This is a genomic window from Coprococcus sp. RTP31081st1_H1_RTP31081_211007 (assembly GCF_040227275.1).
Lineage (GTDB): Bacteria > Bacillota > Clostridia > Lachnospirales > Lachnospiraceae > Coprococcus > Coprococcus aceti.
This window is the reverse complement of record NZ_JBEHVP010000002.1, coordinates 413273-431740: the sequence shown is the minus strand read 5'-3', so window position 1 is coordinate 431740 and position 18468 is coordinate 413273. Positions and strand designations below refer to the sequence as shown.

20 protein-coding genes are annotated in these 18468 nt (G+C 47.6%); 19 read left to right on the top strand and 1 reads right to left on the bottom strand.

Features of this window, described 5'->3' with window-relative positions:
* Positions 1-56: 56 nt before the first annotated feature.
* From ABUA31_RS06070 to ABUA31_RS06025, 10 genes are all read left to right on the top strand, one after another.
* Positions 57-680, top strand: a complete 624-nt coding sequence (locus tag ABUA31_RS06070; protein ID WP_022216174.1) for a GDSL-type esterase/lipase family protein — start codon at positions 57-59, stop codon at positions 678-680.
* Positions 681-782: 102 nt separating this feature from the next.
* Complete coding sequence (gene cysK, locus ABUA31_RS06065; protein ID WP_015534717.1) at positions 783-1715, top strand: cysteine synthase A; 933 nt, start codon at positions 783-785, stop codon at positions 1713-1715.
* 241 nt (positions 1716-1956) lie between these two features.
* On the top strand, positions 1957-2967 hold the full coding sequence (locus ABUA31_RS06060; RefSeq protein WP_349818893.1) for a sulfate ABC transporter substrate-binding protein: 1011 nt from the start codon (positions 1957-1959) through the stop codon (positions 2965-2967).
* An 18-nt stretch (positions 2968-2985) separates the two neighbouring features.
* A complete protein-coding gene (gene cysT / locus ABUA31_RS06055; RefSeq protein ID WP_227135105.1) occupies positions 2986-3855 on the top strand; it encodes a sulfate ABC transporter permease subunit CysT in 870 nt (289 codons plus the stop codon).
* A 22-nt stretch (positions 3856-3877) separates the two neighbouring features.
* Positions 3878-4750: a sulfate ABC transporter permease gene (locus ABUA31_RS06050; protein WP_004851742.1), complete on the top strand. Its 873-nt coding sequence runs from the start codon at positions 3878-3880 to the stop codon at positions 4748-4750.
* Between the two features lie 172 nt (positions 4751-4922).
* Positions 4923-5984, top strand: a complete 1062-nt coding sequence (locus ABUA31_RS06045) for an ABC transporter ATP-binding protein (RefSeq protein ID WP_004851740.1) — start codon at positions 4923-4925, stop codon at positions 5982-5984.
* Positions 5985-6009: 25 nt separating this feature from the next.
* Positions 6010-7788 carry an adenylyl-sulfate reductase subunit alpha gene (locus tag ABUA31_RS06040; RefSeq protein WP_349818891.1) on the top strand — a complete coding sequence of 593 codons (1779 nt, stop codon included), beginning with the start codon at positions 6010-6012 and terminating at the stop codon, positions 7786-7788.
* On the top strand, positions 7769-8083 hold the full coding sequence (locus ABUA31_RS06035) for a 4Fe-4S dicluster domain-containing protein (protein ID WP_118650012.1): 315 nt from the start codon (positions 7769-7771) through the stop codon (positions 8081-8083). Before ABUA31_RS06040 ends, ABUA31_RS06035 begins: the two co-directional genes overlap by 20 nt.
* Before the next feature lie 23 nt (positions 8084-8106).
* Positions 8107-9006, top strand: coding sequence for a sulfate adenylyltransferase subunit CysD (gene cysD / locus ABUA31_RS06030; RefSeq protein WP_015534724.1), 900 nt, complete (start codon positions 8107-8109; stop codon positions 9004-9006).
* Position 9007: 1 nt separating this feature from the next.
* Entirely contained in the window at positions 9008-10648 is a 1641-nt protein-coding gene (locus ABUA31_RS06025; RefSeq protein WP_349818890.1) for a sulfate adenylyltransferase subunit 1, read from the top strand.
* A 96-nt stretch (positions 10649-10744) separates the two neighbouring features.
* Here the strand turns inward: ABUA31_RS06025 and ABUA31_RS06020 are convergent, their stop codons facing one another.
* Complete coding sequence (locus ABUA31_RS06020; protein ID WP_117875195.1) at positions 10745-11683, bottom strand: RpnC/YadD family protein; 939 nt, start codon at positions 11681-11683, stop codon at positions 10745-10747.
* A 395-nt stretch (positions 11684-12078) separates the two neighbouring features.
* Between ABUA31_RS06020 and ABUA31_RS06015 the strand changes: the two genes are divergently transcribed.
* The 9 genes from ABUA31_RS06015 to ABUA31_RS05975 all read left to right on the top strand — a co-directional run bounded on the left by ABUA31_RS06015 (position 12079) and on the right by ABUA31_RS05975 (position 18373).
* Positions 12079-13452: an MATE family efflux transporter gene (locus tag ABUA31_RS06015; protein WP_055145444.1), complete on the top strand. Its 1374-nt coding sequence runs from the start codon at positions 12079-12081 to the stop codon at positions 13450-13452.
* A 117-nt stretch (positions 13453-13569) separates the two neighbouring features.
* Positions 13570-13806, top strand: a complete 237-nt coding sequence (locus tag ABUA31_RS06010; protein ID WP_349818889.1) for a hypothetical protein — start codon at positions 13570-13572, stop codon at positions 13804-13806.
* Between the two features lie 16 nt (positions 13807-13822).
* Positions 13823-15046, top strand: coding sequence for an O-acetylhomoserine aminocarboxypropyltransferase/cysteine synthase family protein (locus tag ABUA31_RS06005; protein ID WP_349818888.1), 1224 nt, complete (start codon positions 13823-13825; stop codon positions 15044-15046).
* 27 nt (positions 15047-15073) lie between these two features.
* Complete coding sequence (locus ABUA31_RS06000; protein ID WP_055280280.1) at positions 15074-15934, top strand: ferredoxin-like domain-containing protein; 861 nt, start codon at positions 15074-15076, stop codon at positions 15932-15934.
* Positions 15927-16172: a sulfurtransferase TusA family protein gene (locus ABUA31_RS05995; RefSeq protein WP_015534730.1), complete on the top strand. Its 246-nt coding sequence runs from the start codon at positions 15927-15929 to the stop codon at positions 16170-16172. The genes ABUA31_RS06000 and ABUA31_RS05995 overlap by 8 nt, the downstream gene beginning before the upstream one ends.
* 19 nt (positions 16173-16191) lie before the next feature.
* Positions 16192-16509 (top strand): thioredoxin family protein, encoded by a 318-nt coding sequence (locus ABUA31_RS05990; RefSeq protein ID WP_022217143.1) that lies wholly within the window; start codon positions 16192-16194, stop codon positions 16507-16509.
* 164 nt (positions 16510-16673) lie between these two features.
* The gene (gene thiS, locus ABUA31_RS05985; protein ID WP_015534732.1) at positions 16674-16883 is read left to right on the top strand and encodes a sulfur carrier protein ThiS; all 210 of its coding nucleotides are present in this window, start codon (positions 16674-16676) and stop codon (positions 16881-16883) included.
* Positions 16883-17692 carry a thiazole biosynthesis adenylyltransferase ThiF gene (gene thiF / locus ABUA31_RS05980; RefSeq protein ID WP_004851717.1) on the top strand — a complete coding sequence of 270 codons (810 nt, stop codon included), beginning with the start codon at positions 16883-16885 and terminating at the stop codon, positions 17690-17692. The genes thiS and thiF overlap by 1 nt, the downstream gene beginning before the upstream one ends.
* A gap of 264 nt (positions 17693-17956) precedes the next feature.
* Positions 17957-18373, top strand: coding sequence for a M67 family metallopeptidase (locus ABUA31_RS05975; RefSeq protein WP_004851714.1), 417 nt, complete (start codon positions 17957-17959; stop codon positions 18371-18373).
* Positions 18374-18468: the final 95 nt, after the last annotated feature.

Genomic DNA, 18468 nt, shown 5'->3' with positions numbered 1-18468 from the left:
GATTGATGATGAAATCCATTGAACAGAGCGAGGTTCAATAGACAGGAGGTGGACACATGCAACAGGTGTTGTGCTTTGGAGATTCCAATACATGGGGATACAATCCTGAGAATGGGGAGAGATTTCCCTGGGGAATCAGATGGACCAGTATATTGCAGCAGAAGCTGGCAAATAAAGATATAAGGATCATAGAGGAAGGCCTCTGTGGAAGAACAACAGTGTTCGAGGATCCACTGAGACAGGGAAGAAAGGGCGTGTCGCTGTTCCCAACTCTGCTGGAGACACACAAACCGGAGAATATAGTAATCATGCTTGGAACAAATGACTGTAAGACGGTGTTCTCGGCATCACCGGATGTGATAGGCAAGGGAATACGGAGACTGCTCATTCAGGCGAGGCAGTATTCAGCAGACAGCAGGATACTTCTCGTATCGCCGATACACTTAGGCGAGCAGGTGTGGAAGGATGAATTTGATCCTGAGTTCTCACCGGAATCCGTTGAGGTGTCAAGGAAGCTCACAGATGTCTATAAAAAGATAGCCGACGAGTTTGGTGTAGAATTTCTGGCGGCGTCATCTGTGGCGGACAGCAGCGAGGCAGATCAGGAGCACATGAATCCGGAAGGCCATGCGGCTCTGGCGGGAGCGATAGAGGAAAAGATTTATCAGATGGCCTGTTAAAAGAATTATATAGAAAATAATGTACAGTATATAAAGATAGTAAAGAATCAAGAAAGACCATAGAGACTTGAAAAAAGTAAAAAAAGAAAGGAAACAAGAACCATGGCAAAGATAGCATCACAGTTGACAGAACTTATAGGAAACACTCCACTTCTGGAGCTCACAAATTATGAGAAGGAGCTTGGACTCAAGGCACACATCGTTGCAAAGCTTGAGTATTTCAACCCGCTTGGCTCAGTGAAGGATCGTGTGGCAGCAGCCATGATCGAGCAGGGAATAAAGGATGGCCTCATCAATCAGGAGACAGTCATCATCGAGCCTACATCAGGCAATACAGGAATCGGACTTGCATTTGTATCAGCAGCAAAGGGCCTTCACCTGATACTCACCATGCCGGACACCATGAGCGTTGAGCGTAGAAAGATCGTGTCAGCTCTCGGTGCTGAGATCGTGTTAACACCGGGCAGAGAGGGAATGAAGGGAGCCATCGCCAAGGCAAATGAGCTCAAAGAGCAGTACGGCAATGCATTCATCCCACAGCAGTTTGAGAACAAGGCAAATCCAGCTATCCACAAGAAGACAACGGCGGAGGAGATCTGGAGAGATACAGACGGAAAGGTTGATGCATTTGTATCAGCAGTAGGAACAGGCGGAACAGCCACAGGAACAGGAAGCGGACTTAAGGAGCACAACCCGAATGTCAAGCTGATAGCAGTTGAGCCTGCTGATTCACCTGTTCTCTCAGGCGGTGCACCTGGCCCACACAAGATTCAGGGAATCGGAGCAGGATTCGTACCTGGCGTTATGGATCTGAGCATCGTGGATGAGATCATCAGGATCCAGAACGATGATGCATTTGACACATCAAGAAAAATAGCAAAGACAGACGGTGTGCTGGTTGGAATATCTGCAGGTGCTGCACTCTATGCGGCAACTGAGCTTGCAAAGAGACCTGAGTACGAGGGCAAGACTATTGTGGTTCTTTTCCCGGATACAGGAGAGAGATACCTCTCAACATCACTGTTTAACCTGTAGACCGCAATAATTGCCTAAAGGTTGTGAACGGTATACAGTATTTGACATATCCAGTCGGGAGCGCTTTCGCTCGACTCAGTCTGCAGCGGTACTAAGGTGCCGCCTAAGGCGCCACCTAAGGACCGGCGACTTCGAATGTCCCTCCTTGGATGATGTCAAAACTGTATAGCAGAAGTTAATATCGTTGCAGCAATTATTGCTCATTGGATGAATTGACCTATTTATGAGAAAGAGAAAAGATATGAGACTTGGGAAAAGAGTATTGCTTCTGTCCATGGCGGCGGTGCTGGCGATAGGTGCTGCCGGCTGTGGCGGGAAGAAGGATGATGTTATCACAATTACAAATGTTTCGTATGACCCGACGAGGGAGCTGTATGAGCGATACAATGACATGTTCGAACAGTATTACAAAGAGCAGTACGGACAGGACATCAAGGTCATCCAGTCTCATGGAGGCTCCGGTTCACAGGCGAGGTCGGTGGTGGAGGGCTGTAATGCAGATGTTGTCACACTGGCACTTGAGCATGACATTGACCTCATATCGGCAAATGGTCTGATAGATCCGGGCTGGATAGATGAATTTGACAAGGATTCAGCACCCTACACATCTACTATCGTGTTCCTGGTGAGAAAGGGAAATGCTAAGGATATAAAGGACTGGGACGATCTGGTGAAGGACGATGTGGAAGTCATAACACCTGATCCGAAGAGTAGCGGCGGAGCCTGTTGGAATTTCCTTGCGGCTCTTGCCTATGCCAGAACTACATACAGCGATGAAGCTGATATATGGCAGTTTATGAAGAAGCTTTATCAGAATGTGTCGGTCATGGATTCGGGAGCCAGAGGTTCGACGACCACATTTGTGGAGAATGGCAAGGGTGATGTACTGATTGCCTGGGAGAATGAGGCGATAGCAACCCTGAGGGAATACCCGGAGGATTACGAGATAGTTAATCCGTCGGTGAGTATACTGGCTCAGCCGAGTGTGGCGGTTGTCGATGACAACGCAAAGCACAATGGAACAGAGTCGGTCAGCACAGAGTATCTGAAGTACCTGTACAGCGATGACGCTCAGAGGCTTGAGGCTGAGAGCGGCTATCGCCCGACAAATGAGAAGATACTTGCAGAGTATGCAGACGTATTTGATCTGGACATCAAGCAGTGGACCATAGATGATTTCGGAGGCTGGGACAAAGCCTATGAGGATTTCTTCGATGACGGTGCAAAGTTTGACGAGATATATGATTATTAAAATGGATTGGAAGACGAGATGGCAGCAGAGGAAAATGGCAAGAAGGATAAACTTAATAACGCAAAGAAGACCAGAGTTATCCCGGGATATCATCTGACGCTTGGAATAGTCATTGCAATGCTGTCGCTGATAGTTCTGATCCCGCTGGCATCGGTGCTGGTGTCATCGCTGAAGCTCTCACCGGGTGAATTCTGGCATCTGCTTCTGAAGAAGAATGTGCTGAATGCATTTAAGACCAGCATCGGCTGTTCGTTCATAGCGGCGATAGTCAACACGGTGTTTGGTCTGATAATAGCGTGGACACTGGTAAAGTACGATTTCCCCGGCAAGAAGATACTGGACGGATTCATAGAACTTCCATTCTGTCTGCCAACGGCGGTTGCAGGTATAACGCTGTCGAGACTGTACAGTGAGGACGGATTCCTTGGAAAGCCGCTTGCGGCTCTTGGAATAGATGTTGCATACACAAAGATCGGACTTACCATCGCCCTTGTATTTGTGGGGATACCATTTGTCATAAGGGCGGTGCAGCCGATACTTGAGAAGATGGACAACCAGTACGAGGAGGCGGCCTACATGCTGGGAGCCACACCGAGAAGAACATTCTTCAAGGTTATTCTTCCGGAGCTCAGGCCGGCACTGCTTACAGGATTTGGATTGGCATTTGCCAGAGGGATCGGAGAGTACGGCAGTGTCATCTACATATCGGGCAACAGCGCAAAGGAGCAGACGCAGGTCATATCATACGTGATCATGCAGAAGCTCAGCTACATAGACTATGCCAGCGCAACAGCCATAGCACTGGTGATGCTGGTAATATCATTTGTACTGTTGTTCGCGATCAACATAGTACAGCTGAGACAGTCCAGAAGGACTAACTTACTTTAATTTAGAAAAAGGAGGAAACACAATGAGCGAACAGGAAAAGCTGCAGCGCGGCAAGCGCAGGACAAAGATAATACTGATAACCGTGACGGTGCTTTTCATAGTGCTCATGCTGGTGGTTCCACTTATATCGGTGATAACAAGTGCGCTGAAGGAGGGCTTTAAGTTCTACCTGCAGTCCATCACGACAGAGTACGTGATAAGCGCGCTTGGAGTCACACTTATTGCCACAGTCATAGCTGTGGTGGTAAACACATTTTTCGGAATATGTGCGGCATGGCTGCTGACGAAGTTCTCCTTCAAAGGCAAGCAGGTGCTGGCGACACTGATAGACATTCCGTTTTCCATATCACCTGTCATCGTAGGTCTTGCCTACCTCATGACATTTGGAAGACTCGGATGGACGTATCCGGCGATCAGATGGATCAATGATATGCTGGGAACAAATATCAGGATAACTTTTGCAGTTCCGGGCGTTGTGCTTGCTACCATATTCGTGACATTCCCATTTGTGTCAAGGGAGCTTATCCCGGTGCTGAACGCCCAGGGCAAGGATGAGGAGGAGGCTGCGGCGCTCATGGGGGCGAAGGGCTTCACGATATTCAGAAGGATAACACTTCCCCAGATGAAATGGGGACTCATATACGGAATAATTCTCTGTACCGCCAGAGCACTCGGCGAGTTCGGTGCGGTAAATGCACTGTCCAAGACAAGGGGCGGGACATTTACACTTCCACTTGAGATCGATGCGCTGTACATGTCGGGAACGGAGGAATCCATCACAGCGGCATTTGCAGTATCATCCATACTGGTGATCATAGCGGTCATCATATTGTTTCTGAGAAATCTGCTTGAGTACAGAGCGAAGAGGAAACGCGCTTATGAACGAAGTTCATAACTCTCATGCGCGTGACGACCTGCCGCTGAGCGGAGGCGAGGGGGCGATACCCGAAAAAGGGCGATATCCGATAAGGGCGAAGTGAGATAGTCTGCATATGGGATGGCTTGCAGGAGTTTCGAGAGATAGATCAGGTGCGGAAGAATAAGAGAACAAAAAGGAGGCTGACGACATGTACGTCGAGATGAAAAATATATATAAGAAATATGGAGATTTCCTGGCGTCCAACAATGTCAGCTTTGGTGTGGAGAAGGGCAAGCTGGTGGCGCTTCTGGGACCGTCGGGAAGCGGAAAAACGACACTTCTCCGAATGATAGCCGGACTTGAAAATCCAAATTCCGGTGACATATACATAGACGGCAGGCGTGTAAATGATATACCAGCTGCGAAGAGAGGAATAGGATTTGTATTCCAGAATTATGCACTGTTCCGTTACATGACGGTATTTGACAATGTGGCATTTGGACTTGAACTCATGAAGGTTCCAAAGAAAGAGATCAAGAAGAGAGTTATGGAGCTTCTGGAGCTTACAGGGCTGTCAGGTATGGAGAAGAGATATCCGAACCAGCTCTCAGGCGGACAGAGACAGAGGGTAGCATTTGCCAGGGCGCTGGCACCGAATCCACAGGTGTTGCTGCTGGATGAGCCATTTGCCGCGATAGATGCAAAGGTCAGGACGGAGCTTAGAACCTGGCTCAAGGAGATGGTTGAAAAGCTTGGCATAACGAGCATATTTGTCACTCACGATCAGGATGAGGCTGTGGAGGTTGCGGATGAGATCATCATCACCAACCACGGACAGATAGAGCAGATGGGATCGCCGATGGAGATATACAAGACGCCGTCCACACCGTTTGTGGCACAGTTCATCGGAAGGTCAACTGTTGTGGAGGACTACGAGAAACTCAAGGGTTTTGACAGGGTGCCGGGAGCGGACAGGGCGGTCATCAGACCGGAGTTCGTCAAGATATCCAAGAGCGGCAGGCTGGATCAGTACCAGAGTGCGGCGGAGTCGGGGATAGTCAAGGATGTGCTGTTCCGCGGAAGCCATCTGGACGTCACGGTGGATGTCAATGGAGTGGAGATCGTCGCCGAGAGATCCATGGAGAAGGATGTCGTAAAGCCGGGGGAGCAGGTCCACGTTCTCATCTACAGGCTGTATGTATTTGATGAGAATCAGACATATCTGCTGGAGAACAAGGCAATGCAGGATAACGATGTATTCTACATCTAATTATAAAAGTGATTGGAGAGAAAATATGGGTATTGCAAACAGGAAAATACTTCATACGGACATTTTGATAATCGGTGGTGGTACGGCGGGCTGCTATGCAGCGCTGACCGTCAGAGAACATTCTGATTATTCCATCATCATCGCCGAGAAGGCGAACATAAAGAGAAGTGGATGTCTGGCGGCGGGGGTGAACGCCATCAACGCATACATAGTGAAGGGCAGAAAGCCTGAGGACTATGTGGATTACTGCAGGACAGATGCTGACGGAATTGTCAGAGAAGATCTTCTGCTTTCAATGTCACAGGGGCTGAACCGTGTCACAGACAAGATGGAGAAGCTGGGGCTGGTTATCCTCAAGGATGAGAATGGAGAGTATGTTGCAAGGGGCAACAGAAATATCAAGATAAATGGTGAGAACATGAAGCCGCTGCTGGCAAAGGCGGTGGAGGAGCTTGACAACTGTCAGATACTGAACAGAGTCAACATCACGGACTATATTGTGGAGGACAATCAGATCCTCGGGGCATTTGGATTCTCCATAGAGGATAATACAGCCTACGAGATTAGAGCAAAGAAAGTGCTCTGTGCTACAGGTGGTGCGGCGGGACTTTACAGACCGAACAATCCGGGATTTTCGAGACATAAGATGTGGTATCCGCCGTTCAACACCGGAGCGGGATACGCAATGGGAATAAATGCCGGAGCGGAGATGACCACATTTGAGATGAGATTTATAGCACTCAGATGTAAGGACACAATAGCACCTACGGGAACCATAGCCCAGGGTGTCGGTGCCAAGCAGGTCAATTCACTCGGCGAGATATACGAGAACAAATACGGACTCACCACATCCCAGAGAGTGTACGGAACGGTGAGGGAGAATATAGAAGGCAGAGGTCCATGCTATCTGAGAACCGAGGGCATCACCCCAGAGCAGGATGACTCACTGAAGAGGGCATACCTCAACATGGCTCCGAGCCAGACTCTCAAATGGCTTGAGTCCGGCAAGAATCCGAGTGAGCAGAATGTGGAGATAGAGGGCACAGAGCCTTATATAGTCGGCGGCCACACCGCAAGCGGTTACTGGGTGGACAACGACAGAGAGTCCACAATACGCGGGCTGTTCGCAGCCGGAGATGTGGCGGGCGGATGTCCACAGAAGTATGTGACCGGAGCGATGGTTGAGGGAGAGATAGCAGCCATTGCCATGGTAAAGCAGCTTGACGAGGGATACCTTGATCCTGAGCTTGACGAGGAGACTGCATTTGACAGAAAGATAGAAGAGTATGATCATTTCCTCGATACCGATGAGAAGATGTTCACATACGAGGCGATAGAGGAGGCCATGCAGAAGGTCATGGACAACTACGCCGGAGGAATATCCACCCATTACCAGTTCAATGAGAAACAGCTTGAGCTGGCAAAGGAGAAGATAGAACAGCTCCAGAAGCTGGTATGGCACATAAGTGCCCACGACATGCACGAGCTCATGTTTGTGTATGAGGTGAAGGAGAGGCTCACAGTTGCACTCTCTGTAATCGCACACCTGAAGGACAGGAAGGAGACGAGATGGCATAGCTTTGCTGAGAACCTGGACTACCCGGAGAAGAGTAAAGACTGGGAGATATTTGTCAACTCAAAGATGGTGGACGGCGAGCTTAAGATGATACACAGAGAGCTGGTTAATTTGTGCCAGGTTCCCGCAGGGAATATGGCATGCAGCGTCAGCCCCTCGCCGGAGGCGACTTCAAATGGGCTGATGTTCCAAGGAAAGGGGGATGCATATGAGCATAGTGATAAATAAAGAGCTTTGCAAAAACTGTGGCAAATGTGCAAATGTCTGCCCGGGTTCCCTCATAAAGAGAGATGAGGATGGACAGATATTCATGAAATACCCTAAGGATTGCTGGGGGTGCTCATCCTGTATCAAGGAGTGTGCATTTGACGCCATCTCATTATATCTCGGAGCTGACATCGGCGGAATGGGAAGCCGGATGTCGGTGGAGAACAAGGGAGATCTGCTTCTGTGGAATATCCGAAAGATGGATGGCACAACAGACCAGATAGTGATAGACAAGAAGGAAGCTAATAAATATTAAAAAGAAGAAAGGTTGGTATAGATATGGGTACATTATCACATCTTGACGAACTGGAGGCAGAGGCGATATACATCATCCGCGAAGTTGCTGCGGAGTGTGAGAAGCCGGTTATGCTTTATTCCATAGGAAAGGACAGCTCGGTAATGCTTCATCTGGCACTCAAGGCATTCTATCCTGAGAAGCCGCCATTTCCATTCTTGCATGTAAATACAACATGGAAGTTCAAGGAAATGATCGAGTTCAGAGACAAGACAGCGAAGAAATACGGACTTGACATGATCGAGTACATCAACGAGGAGGGTGTCAAGAAGGGCATCAACCCATTTGACCACGGCTCAGCATACACAGATATCATGAAGACACAGGCGCTCAAGCAGGCTCTTGACAAATACGGTTTCACAGCAGCATTTGGCGGCGGACGCAGAGATGAGGAGAAGTCCCGTGCGAAGGAGAGAATTCTCTCATTCAGAAATGCACAGCATGCCTGGGATCCAAAGAACCAGAGACCGGAGATGTGGAAGCTGTTCAACACCAAGATCCAGAAGGGCGAGGAGGTCAGAGTATTCCCACTTTCCAACTGGACAGAGGCTGATATATGGGAGTACATAGAGCGTGAGAACATAGAGATCCCATCGCTGTACTTTGCAAAGGAGAGACCTGTTGTATACCGTGACGGCAATATCATCATGGTCGATGATGACAGAATGAAACTCAGACCTGGTGAGAAGATAGAGATGAAGAGTGTTCGTTTCAGAACTCTCGGATGTTATCCACTGACAGGCGGCGTGGAGTCCACAGCGGACACACTCCCTGAGATCATCGAGGAGACGCTCAGTGCGGTATCCTCAGAGAGAACCACCAGAGTTATTGACAACGAGGCAGCAGGCAGCATGGAGCGTAGAAAGAGGGAGGGGTACTTCTAAGATGAGCGGATTACTTAAATTTATAACATGCGGAAGTGTAGATGACGGAAAGTCAACACTTATAGGACATATATTATACGATTCAAAGCTTTTATATGCAGATCAGGAGAAGGCTCTGGAGCTTGATTCCAAGGTAGGAAGCCGCGGCGGTGCCATCGACTATTCACTTCTTCTGGACGGACTGATGGCAGAGCGTGAACAGGGTATCACCATCGATGTTGCATACAGATATTTTACAACAGACAAGAGAAGTTTCATCGTGGCGGATACACCGGGTCATGAGGAGTACACAAGAAATATGGCGGTTGGAGCATCATTTGCCGACCTGGCAGTCATCCTCATCGATGCAAAGCAGGGCGTGCTGGTGCAGACCAGAAGACACGCAAGGATCTGCGCGCTGATGGGAATCAGATACTTTGTATTTGCAGTAAATAAGATGGATCTTGTCGGATACGATGAGAAGCGTTTCAACGAGATAGTTGAGCAGATAAATGAGCTGTCATCAGAGCTCAGTCTGCCAAATATCACTATCATCCCTGTGTCAGCGACAGAGGGTGACAATGTGACAAAGAAGTCGGAGAACATACCTTGGTATGAGGGTCCAGCACTCCTTACATACCTTGAGGATATAGATATCGCAGAGGATAACACAGAGGCAGGATTCTATATGCCTGTTCAGAGAGTGTGCCGTCCTGACCACACATTCAGAGGTTTCCAGGGTCAGATCGAGGATGGTGAGATCCACGTCGGAGACGAGATCAACACACTCCCAAGCAACGAGACCGCAAAGGTCAAGAGCATCCATGTGGGATTTGACACAGTGGACTCAGCACAGAAGGGACAGCCTGTAACAATACAGCTTGACCGTGAGGTTGATGTGTCAAGAGGATGTGTGCTCACAGTTGATTCAGGCGCAAAGGTTGCATCTTCGATCACCGCAACACTTCTCTGGATGGATGACGATGAGCTGTACAATGGCAAGAACTTCTTCGTGAAGCTCGGAACAAAAATGATCCCTGGTACAGTTACACATATCGATTACACCATAGATGTAAATACAGGCGAGCAGAAATCAGCGGACACCCTTTCCAAGAATGGTATCGCAGTATGCAGGATCGCATTTGCCGACAGGATCGTGGTTGACGAGTTCAAGAAGCATAAGACTCTCGGAGAACTCATACTCATTGATCGTGTAACAGACATGACAAGTGCCTGCGGTGTTGTCGAGGAGGTTCACACTGAGGAGACCGGACTTTACGAGGGACGCATAGACAGAAATGTGCGTGCAGCGATCAAGGGACAGAAGGCTGTCATAGTTCCATTTGCAGCAGGCAATGTCACAAGAGATTTCGTTGAGTCGGTAGAGAAGAAGCTCAGCATCGACGGACGTCATACATACCTGTACGCTCCAGATATCCGCGAGGATGTAAATGCTGTATTAAAGCATCTTCATCATGCCGGAATCATCGTACTTCTCTTCGCAAGCGAGCAGCAGATCGCAGGAATCAAGGTAGAAGGCGCCGAGATCTACAGTGGCGACTGGAATGCTGACGGCGAGCTTGACGCAGACGAGATAGCAGATGAGATCCGCAAGGAGTCTGTATACGACGCGGCCCAGGTTCACGATGGAAACTACATCTAAAAAAGATCACGTAGTAATATAATAATAAAGCGAAGGACGGAGGTGTTTTATGCCTTCGTCCTTCGCTTTTGTATAGAAAGTAGTAATATGAAATATTTATTTGTCAGAACCTTTAAGTCTGGCTATTTCTGCCCTTAATTCGGCAAGCTCGTTGTCCTTGTCGGCGAGCTTCTTGTCTTTGTCGGCAATCTCCTTATCCATCTCAGCCATACGTTTTTCCATCCTGGCTTTCTCTTCCTGAAAAACATCCACAAATGTAATAATCGACTGTTCCACCATATCCGTAACCTCCTCGGTCTCTTCAAACTGGGAATATAGGCGAGTATAAAGCATCTGAGTAAATCTGTATAGTTGTGCTCCATCCTCAGCTGTTATATTCCCAAGCTCCACGTTCTTGTCTATGCTACCCATTATATCTGTTTTGATGAGGCTTTTCAATGAGGCTATATTCTCTGGTGTACGTGCTTTCTTATTCCTCAGCTTTTCGCGGAGTTTCAGAATGTAGAATGGAATCAGGATGATCATTTTCCTGTCGTTTATTTCCTTTACGGAGCAGGACGTGAGTTTTGTAACAGGGACGTTATAGGTTATGTTCTGGGTATGCCCGAATCCCACCTGCAACGAATATGTATCAGGTACTGATTTTGGTACATTGCTCAGATATATCACACAGGGTTCAGGAAAATGAATTCGATATACCTGACAGCCCTCTTCGTCCTGCAGTATCTTCTTAGTCTGATCTGCATATCCCGCTCCATATGAAAATACACGGAATACAATAGAATCATCCTTTTTCATCTGCGCTTCCATATGATATGCATCGGAATTGTTGATTACGAGTATGGTGTCGGCCAGAGTTGTGGTCATAGAATTCTGATTATCGTGAACATTTTCAGTCCAGTGATAAGATACTGTTGAGTTTTCCGGATCGTAAAACATGTTGAACAGGCCGTTAATCATGTTGATCACAGCTTTCGAGGACAGCGTGAGAATCTTCTTGAAGATGCTGTCATAAAGTTTTCTTGTTGTTGGCAAGAGTGTTCCTCCTTAGTATTTTATCCGGCCGGTAGGCACACTTTAGACCATTCAAATCGCTGTGTCAATAGGTTTTGGCAAATGCGTTTATAAAGCGCAGAGTGACGCTGTGAGTGGAAAAATAAGGGGGAAATGGAAGGTGATTTTACTATTTGTATAGTAGACGAGGGAATATGTTTTGCTCTTGTTTTGTTTGCTTCACATCCTCCATTGTGCCCCAACATACTCTGTGTTAAAATTGTTCATGGGACTAGGCACCAATGGTACGAGGTGCTGCGACTGGGAGACCGCCATGAAGCGGGCTGATGAATATATGTACAGGCAGAAGAGCGAACATAAGCATTGCTGTGTGTGATTTATCAGAACATATATGCTATTAGTTGGTGAGGAAAGAAATGAGTTCTACATTAAAACAAAATAAATATGAAATTGATATGTGCAACGGGACGATCATGGATAAGCTGATCTCATTTTCGCTCCCGCTTATGCTCTCGGGTATTCTGCAGCTGATGTTCAATGCGGTGGATATCATTGTTGTAGGGAAGTTCAGTGGTAACGAGTCGCTGGCGGCGGTCGGTTCAACCACAGCACTTATCAATGTATTCACCAATTTGTTCATAGGGATATCCCTTGGGGCAAATGTGCTTGCGGCAAGGCTTTATGCCGCAGGAAAAGATAAAGAAATGTCAGAGACAGTACATACCGCGATCGCGCTGGCGCTGGTCAGCGGTATTATTATGGCCTTTGTCGGGTGGATTTGCGCAAAACCGGCGCTTGAGCTTATGGATACTCCGGGGGATGTCATCGGACTTTCTTCTTTATATATGAGGATATATTTCCTGGGAATGCCATTTTTCATGCTGTACAATTACGGCGCTGCCATACTCAGGGCGGTGGGAGATACCAAAAGACCACTCCTTTTTCTGGTTATATCCGGAATTGCAAATACAGGCCTTAACCTGTGTTTTGTGATCATTTTCAAGCTTGGAGTTGCGGGGGTCGCAATCGGAACAGTCATCTCACAGCTGATATCCTGCGTACTCGTCCTCCGCTGCCTGTGCAGGTCAGAAACGAGCTATCAGCTTAGATTTTCAAAGCTTACCATCAAGGGTGCATATGTAAAGCAGATCTTTTCGGTCGGAGTTCCGGCTGGAATCCAGAGCACGGTCATCAACTTCTCAAATGTACTGCTGCAGTCGTCAGTCAACTCGTTTGGCTCGGTTGCCATGGCGGGCTACACGTCGGCAAATAATATATTTGGCTTTCTGTATGTGACGGTGAATGCTGTAACGCAGGCGTGCATGAGTTTTACGAGCCAGAACTACGGTGTCGGCAAATGGAAACGTATGGAGAGAGTTCTGATCGACTGCCTGATATTGTCATTTGCGGCAATGATGGTTCTGGGCAATGGAGCGTATTTCTTTGGACCGCAGCTGCTGCATATATATACGAGCAGCGACGCGGTTATAAAGTGCGGAATGGAGATTCTGCTGTATACGACAGTCACATATTTCCTGTGCGGATTTATGGACTTGTTCCCGGGGGCGCTTCGTGGGATGGGACATTCCGGAGTTCCGATGCTCCTCTCGATCATAGGAACGGTGGGAACCCGAATCGTGTGGATATACTGGATTTTCCCGAGACACAGATCCCTGGCGGTTCTGTTCATCTCATATCCGGCGTCCTGGATCATAACCCTTGCTATGCAGATAGTATGTTATTTCTATGTGAGGAAGATGCTGTATAAGAAAATTGCAAATAAGAAATGAGTGAAAACGTATGGGGAAGCTGCCAGAGAAATGGCATGTGCCGTGTATACCGTACGGAATTATAAAATAAGCAATGCGCCCCTCGCCGCTAACGCGGCCCTGAGGATGGCATGCGCCGTGGAAGACGGACGAAATTATAAAATAAGCCATGCTCCCCTCGCTGCTAATGCGGCTCGTGGAATGGCATGCGCCATATACAAGACAAAAAAATATCTCCTGATCGTGAGCAAGCTCCCGATCAGGAGATATTTTTTCACCTTGTGCATAGCTTATTTTATAATTCCTATTGACATAGTAGGGTATAAGAGCTATAATCCTATCATGTTCGTAGGAATTATAGGATTTATTATTTAGTGAGGCATAGAAAATCATGAGATTTAATACAGCATTATTACACAGCGCAAAGCTTGGTGATGAGAATACAGGCGCCACACTTACACCGATCTATCAATCCAGTGCATTCTATCAGCCTTCGGCGGAGCAGCATGAGAAGCTCTTCCACAACAAGGCGACGGGGTATTCTTACACAAGGATCAACAACCCGACGATAGCTGCATTTGAGGAGCGGATGACGAATCTTGAAAAGGGAGTGGGTTCGGTAGCGTGTTCTTCTGGAATGGCGGCACTCACAAATGCACTCTTAAATATAGTAGGAGCTGGCGGAGAGATAGTGTCCAGCACAGGACTCTACGGGGGAACGATAGATCTGTTCCACGATCTGGAGGCATTTGGGATCAAGACGACATTTGTGGAGATATCGGATAAGGATGCGGTCGAGGCAGCGATAAATGAGAACACCAGAGTGATATTTGCTGAGACCATCGGCAATCCGAAGCTTGATGTGGTGGATATAAAGGCGCTTTCGGAGCTGGCACATTCACACAGGCTTCCGCTCCTAATAGACAATACAGTGGCAACTGCATATCTGGTCACACCGCTTACACTTGGAGCGGACATAGTCATCAATTCCACATCCAAGTACATCAATGGCAACAGCGATGCCATAAGCGGAGTTATCACTGACAGCGGCAATTTCAAATGGGACGCAGAGCGTTATCCGCTTCTGCAGCAGTACAAGATGTTCGGAAAGTTCGCCTACATAGCAAAGCTCAGAAACGGACTTTTTAGAAATACAGGAGCCTGCATAGCTCCGCAGACGGCATTTTACAATATGCTGGGCATGGAGACATTGGGGCTTCGAATGGAGCGATGCTCACACAATGCACTTGCCCTTGCTCAGTTTCTGGAAAGTCAGGAGGGTGTAAAGGTCAACTATCCGGGACTTGAATCCAGTCCTTGGTATGATATCGCAAATGAACAGCTCCACGGTGGTTATGGTGCCATAATCACCATCAGAGTCGGCAGCAAGGAGAAGGCATTTGCGGTGATGAACAAGCTCACAATACCGCAGATAGTGTCGAACATAGGAGACACAAAGACGCTCATCGTGCATCCTGAATCAACACTGAATGCGCACAGCACAGAGCAGGAGAAGCTTGACGCCAACGTATATGATGATATGATTCGTATTAGTGTCGGAATCGAGGATGTGGAGGATCTCATAGAAGATTTCCAGAAAGCCCTTGCCGACTAATACACAAATGATTTGGAGGAACTACATATGGCAGTAGATTACGCAGCTCTGAAAAAGGGCGGATTCATGAGACAGAAACAGAAGAATAACTTTTCTCTGAGACTTCAGGTGGTGGGAGGAAATCTTACCGCAGAGAATCTCAAGAAGATAGCAGAGGTTGCCGAGAAATACGGAGATGGACATGTACATCTCACATCGAGACAGAGCGTCGAGATCCCATTTGTTAAGCTTGACGATGTGGAAGAGGTAAAGGAAGAACTGGCAAAGGGAGGCTGTAAGCCGGGTGTGTGTGGCCCAAGAGTAAGAACAGTCACAGCGTGCCAGGGAAATCAGATCTGTCCGAGCGGCAATATAGACACTTATGATATAGCAAAGAAGCTTGATGCGAGATATTACGCAAGGGAGCTTCCCCACAAGTTCAAGTTCGGTGTCACAGGATGCCAGAACAACTGTCTGAAGGCAGAGGAGAACGATGTGGGAATCAAGGGCGCAATGGTAGTAGAGTGGGATGAGCCATCATGCATCATGTGTGGCGTGTGCGTCAAGGCGTGCCGTGAGGGCGCGATCACCATGGAGGACGGCAAGATCATCCTCGACACAGACAAATGTAACTATTGCGGTCGATGCGCAAAGGCATGTCCTACAGATGCATGGAAGGGCGAGACAGGATACCTTGTCTCATTCGGAGGATTATTTGGTAACACGATCCACCGCGGCGAGGAGTTACTTCCGGTTGTTACATCTGAGGAGCAGCTTTTCCGTATCACAGATGCAGCAATACAGTTCTTTGCAGACAATGCAAAGCCAAGCGAGCGTTTCCAGTTCACCCTGGAGCGCGTGGGCTTAGACAAATTCAAAGAAGTATTAAAGGAGGCTTACAATGGCTGATTATGAAATCAATGACAGAGTAGATATAACTGATGTGGTGTGCCCGATGACATTTGTCAAGGCGAAGGTAGCCATGGAGGAGCTTGAGATAGGACAGGTGCTTGCGGTTACCATGAACGACGGCGAGCCTGTACAGAACGTACCAAGAAGCTTCAAGGAGGAAGGACAGCAGATCCTGAAGCTCATCGACAACGAGAATGGCACTTATGATCTTATAGTTAAAAAATTGGAGGATTGATCAGGAAAGGAGAAAATGAATGGCAGTAAGAGTCAGTGCAGAGGATTTCGATGCGAAGGTTCTTCAGTCGGAGCTCCCGGCCATCGTGGAATTCTATTCGGACAGCTGCATACCATGCAAGCAGCTCTCACCTATCCTTGGTGGCATCGAGGATGACTACGAGGACAAGGTAAATGTATACAAGGTAAATGTAAACTTCGACGCAGAGCTTGCTGAGAAGTACGCAGTCATGGCGTCACCAACTATACTCTTCTTCAAGGGAGGCGAGGAGGTTTCCCGCATCCGTGGCCTTGTGAAGAGAAATGCGCTGGAGGAGGAAGTTGGCAAATTATTGTAGAAATTCGTTGGTAAAGTGACACAATGGAGTATTTGACTGTAGTCAATTACTTCCGGTGTACAGAAGAATGAAACTATATAATTAAAATTATAAAGTATATAATCACATTTTATGTCAGTCCGGCAACGCCGGACAGGCAAATGAATCGTCAGGAGGAAAGAAAAATGACAGTCACAATAGCAGGAAAGAAGAAAGAGATAGCAGAGAAGACAACAATAGCTCAGATTATCGTGTCAGAGAACGTTGAGAATCCGGACTATGTCACAGTAACAGTCAATGATGAGTTTGTTGACTCAGATGCATTTGCAACAACAGAGCTCAAGGACGGCGATACAGTAGAGTTCCTCTACTTCATGGGAGGTGGCAGCTTCTAATGGCATTCACAAACGAACAGATGGAACGTTACTCACGTCACATCATCCTTCAGGAAGTTGGCGTGAAGGGACAGAAGAAATTGTTAAATGGCAAGGTGCTGATCATAGGCGCAGGTGGACTTGGAGCACCAGCCGCTATGTACCTGGCAGCAGCCGGAGTTGGTACGATCGGTATCGTTGATGCCGATGAGGTAGATCTGTCAAATCTTCAGAGGCAGATCATTCACGGAACAGCAGATGTGGGCAAGGCAAAGGTCAAATCCGCAAAGGAGACCATGAACGCCATGAACCCTGATGTAAATGTGATCACATACAGAGAGTTCGTGACATCAGAGAACATCATGGATCTCATCAAGGACTATGATTTCATCATCGATGGAACAGACAACTTCCCTGCAAAATTCCTTATCAACGATGCCTGTGTTATGGCTAAGAAGCCATTTTCACATGCAGGAATCATCAGATTCAAGGGTCAGCTTATGACATATGTTCCAGATGAGGGACCATGTTACAGATGTGTATTCAAGGATCCACCTCCAAAGGATGCGGTTCCTACATGTAAGCAGGCCGGAGTCATCGGAGCAATGGGCGGTGTTATCGGAAGTCTTCAGGCTATGGAGGCAATTAAGTATCTCATTGGAGTTGGCGATCTTCTGACAGGAAGACTCCTTACATTTGACGCACTTAAGATGGAATTCCACACAGTAAAGCTCCCTCACAAGAAGGGCTGTGGATGTGCTGTATGTGGACCAAATCCAACCATCACCAAGCTCATCGACTACGAGCAGGTAGAGTGTGATGGTAAGTAGAAGATCAAGGCAGGTATCTGTGCTTGAGGAATGCCTGTACGGTTGTTATTATGTCGCCCCTGATGACATATACCATATCAGGGGAATACGCGGTCGCCGGTACTTAGGTGGTGCTTTAAGCAGCACCTTAGTACCGCTGCAGACCAAGTTAAGCGAGAGCGACCCCGGATATGGTATTGTCAGTCGGGGGCGGGCATACAACAAACAATGCATCCTCAAGCACAGATCCTGTTACAGTTGATAATAAGGAGGATATGAAGTAAGATGTTGTACATGACAAAGTCTGATTACGAGAAGATACTTGCACACTGCAAGGAAGGCCTTCCAAATGAGTCCTGTGGTCTGATCGGCGGTGTCAGAGAGGGAGACAAGAAGTACATCAGGAAGGTGTATCTCCTGACAAATATTGACGCCAGCAACGAGCATTTTTCCATGGACCCGAGAGAGCAGCTTGCGGCAGTTAAGGATATGCGTGCAAATGGATACGAGCTTCTTGGCAACTTCCATTCCCATCCAGAGTCTCCATCCAGACCTTCGGAGGAGGATAAGAGGCTTGCATATGATTCCAAGGTGAATTATCTGATCCTCTCCCTCATGGAGATAGACAATCCGGTACTCAAAGCCTTCAACATAGATGAGGAAAAGAATGTGACGATAGAGGAGCTTGTTATAGAATCATGATAGATAGCAGGCATTTGAAAGAACAGGGCGGGCTTTGATACCCGCCCTTGTTCTTTACGTGGGCTTGTCATAAATTTTCATTTGGAGTTACTGAA

Excerpts from the sequence above, each read along its gene's own strand:
- ABUA31_RS06070 (WP_022216174.1), top strand. The coding sequence starts at position 57 with ATGCAACAGGTGTTGTGCTTTGGAGATTCCAATACATGGGGATACAAT.
- cysK (WP_015534717.1), top strand. The coding sequence starts at position 783 with ATGGCAAAGATAGCATCACAGTTGACAGAACTTATAGGAAACACTCCA.
- ABUA31_RS06060 (WP_349818893.1), top strand. The coding sequence starts at position 1,957 with ATGAGACTTGGGAAAAGAGTATTGCTTCTGTCCATGGCGGCGGTGCTG.
- cysT (WP_227135105.1), top strand. The coding sequence starts at position 2,986 with ATGGCAGCAGAGGAAAATGGCAAGAAGGATAAACTTAATAACGCAAAG.
- ABUA31_RS06050 (WP_004851742.1), top strand. The coding sequence starts at position 3,878 with ATGAGCGAACAGGAAAAGCTGCAGCGCGGCAAGCGCAGGACAAAGATA.
- ABUA31_RS06045 (WP_004851740.1), top strand. The coding sequence starts at position 4,923 with ATGTACGTCGAGATGAAAAATATATATAAGAAATATGGAGATTTCCTG.
- ABUA31_RS06040 (WP_349818891.1), top strand. The coding sequence starts at position 6,010 with ATGGGTATTGCAAACAGGAAAATACTTCATACGGACATTTTGATAATC.
- ABUA31_RS06035 (WP_118650012.1), top strand. The coding sequence starts at position 7,769 with ATGAGCATAGTGATAAATAAAGAGCTTTGCAAAAACTGTGGCAAATGT.
- cysD (WP_015534724.1), top strand. The coding sequence starts at position 8,107 with ATGGGTACATTATCACATCTTGACGAACTGGAGGCAGAGGCGATATAC.
- ABUA31_RS06025 (WP_349818890.1), top strand. The coding sequence starts at position 9,008 with ATGAGCGGATTACTTAAATTTATAACATGCGGAAGTGTAGATGACGGA.
- ABUA31_RS06015 (WP_055145444.1), top strand. The coding sequence starts at position 12,079 with ATGAGTTCTACATTAAAACAAAATAAATATGAAATTGATATGTGCAAC.
- ABUA31_RS06005 (WP_349818888.1), top strand. The coding sequence starts at position 13,823 with ATGAGATTTAATACAGCATTATTACACAGCGCAAAGCTTGGTGATGAG.
- ABUA31_RS06000 (WP_055280280.1), top strand. The coding sequence starts at position 15,074 with ATGGCAGTAGATTACGCAGCTCTGAAAAAGGGCGGATTCATGAGACAG.
- ABUA31_RS05995 (WP_015534730.1), top strand. The coding sequence starts at position 15,927 with ATGGCTGATTATGAAATCAATGACAGAGTAGATATAACTGATGTGGTG.
- ABUA31_RS05990 (WP_022217143.1), top strand. The coding sequence starts at position 16,192 with ATGGCAGTAAGAGTCAGTGCAGAGGATTTCGATGCGAAGGTTCTTCAG.
- thiS (WP_015534732.1), top strand. The coding sequence starts at position 16,674 with ATGACAGTCACAATAGCAGGAAAGAAGAAAGAGATAGCAGAGAAGACA.
- thiF (WP_004851717.1), top strand. The coding sequence starts at position 16,883 with ATGGCATTCACAAACGAACAGATGGAACGTTACTCACGTCACATCATC.
- ABUA31_RS05975 (WP_004851714.1), top strand. The coding sequence starts at position 17,957 with ATGTTGTACATGACAAAGTCTGATTACGAGAAGATACTTGCACACTGC.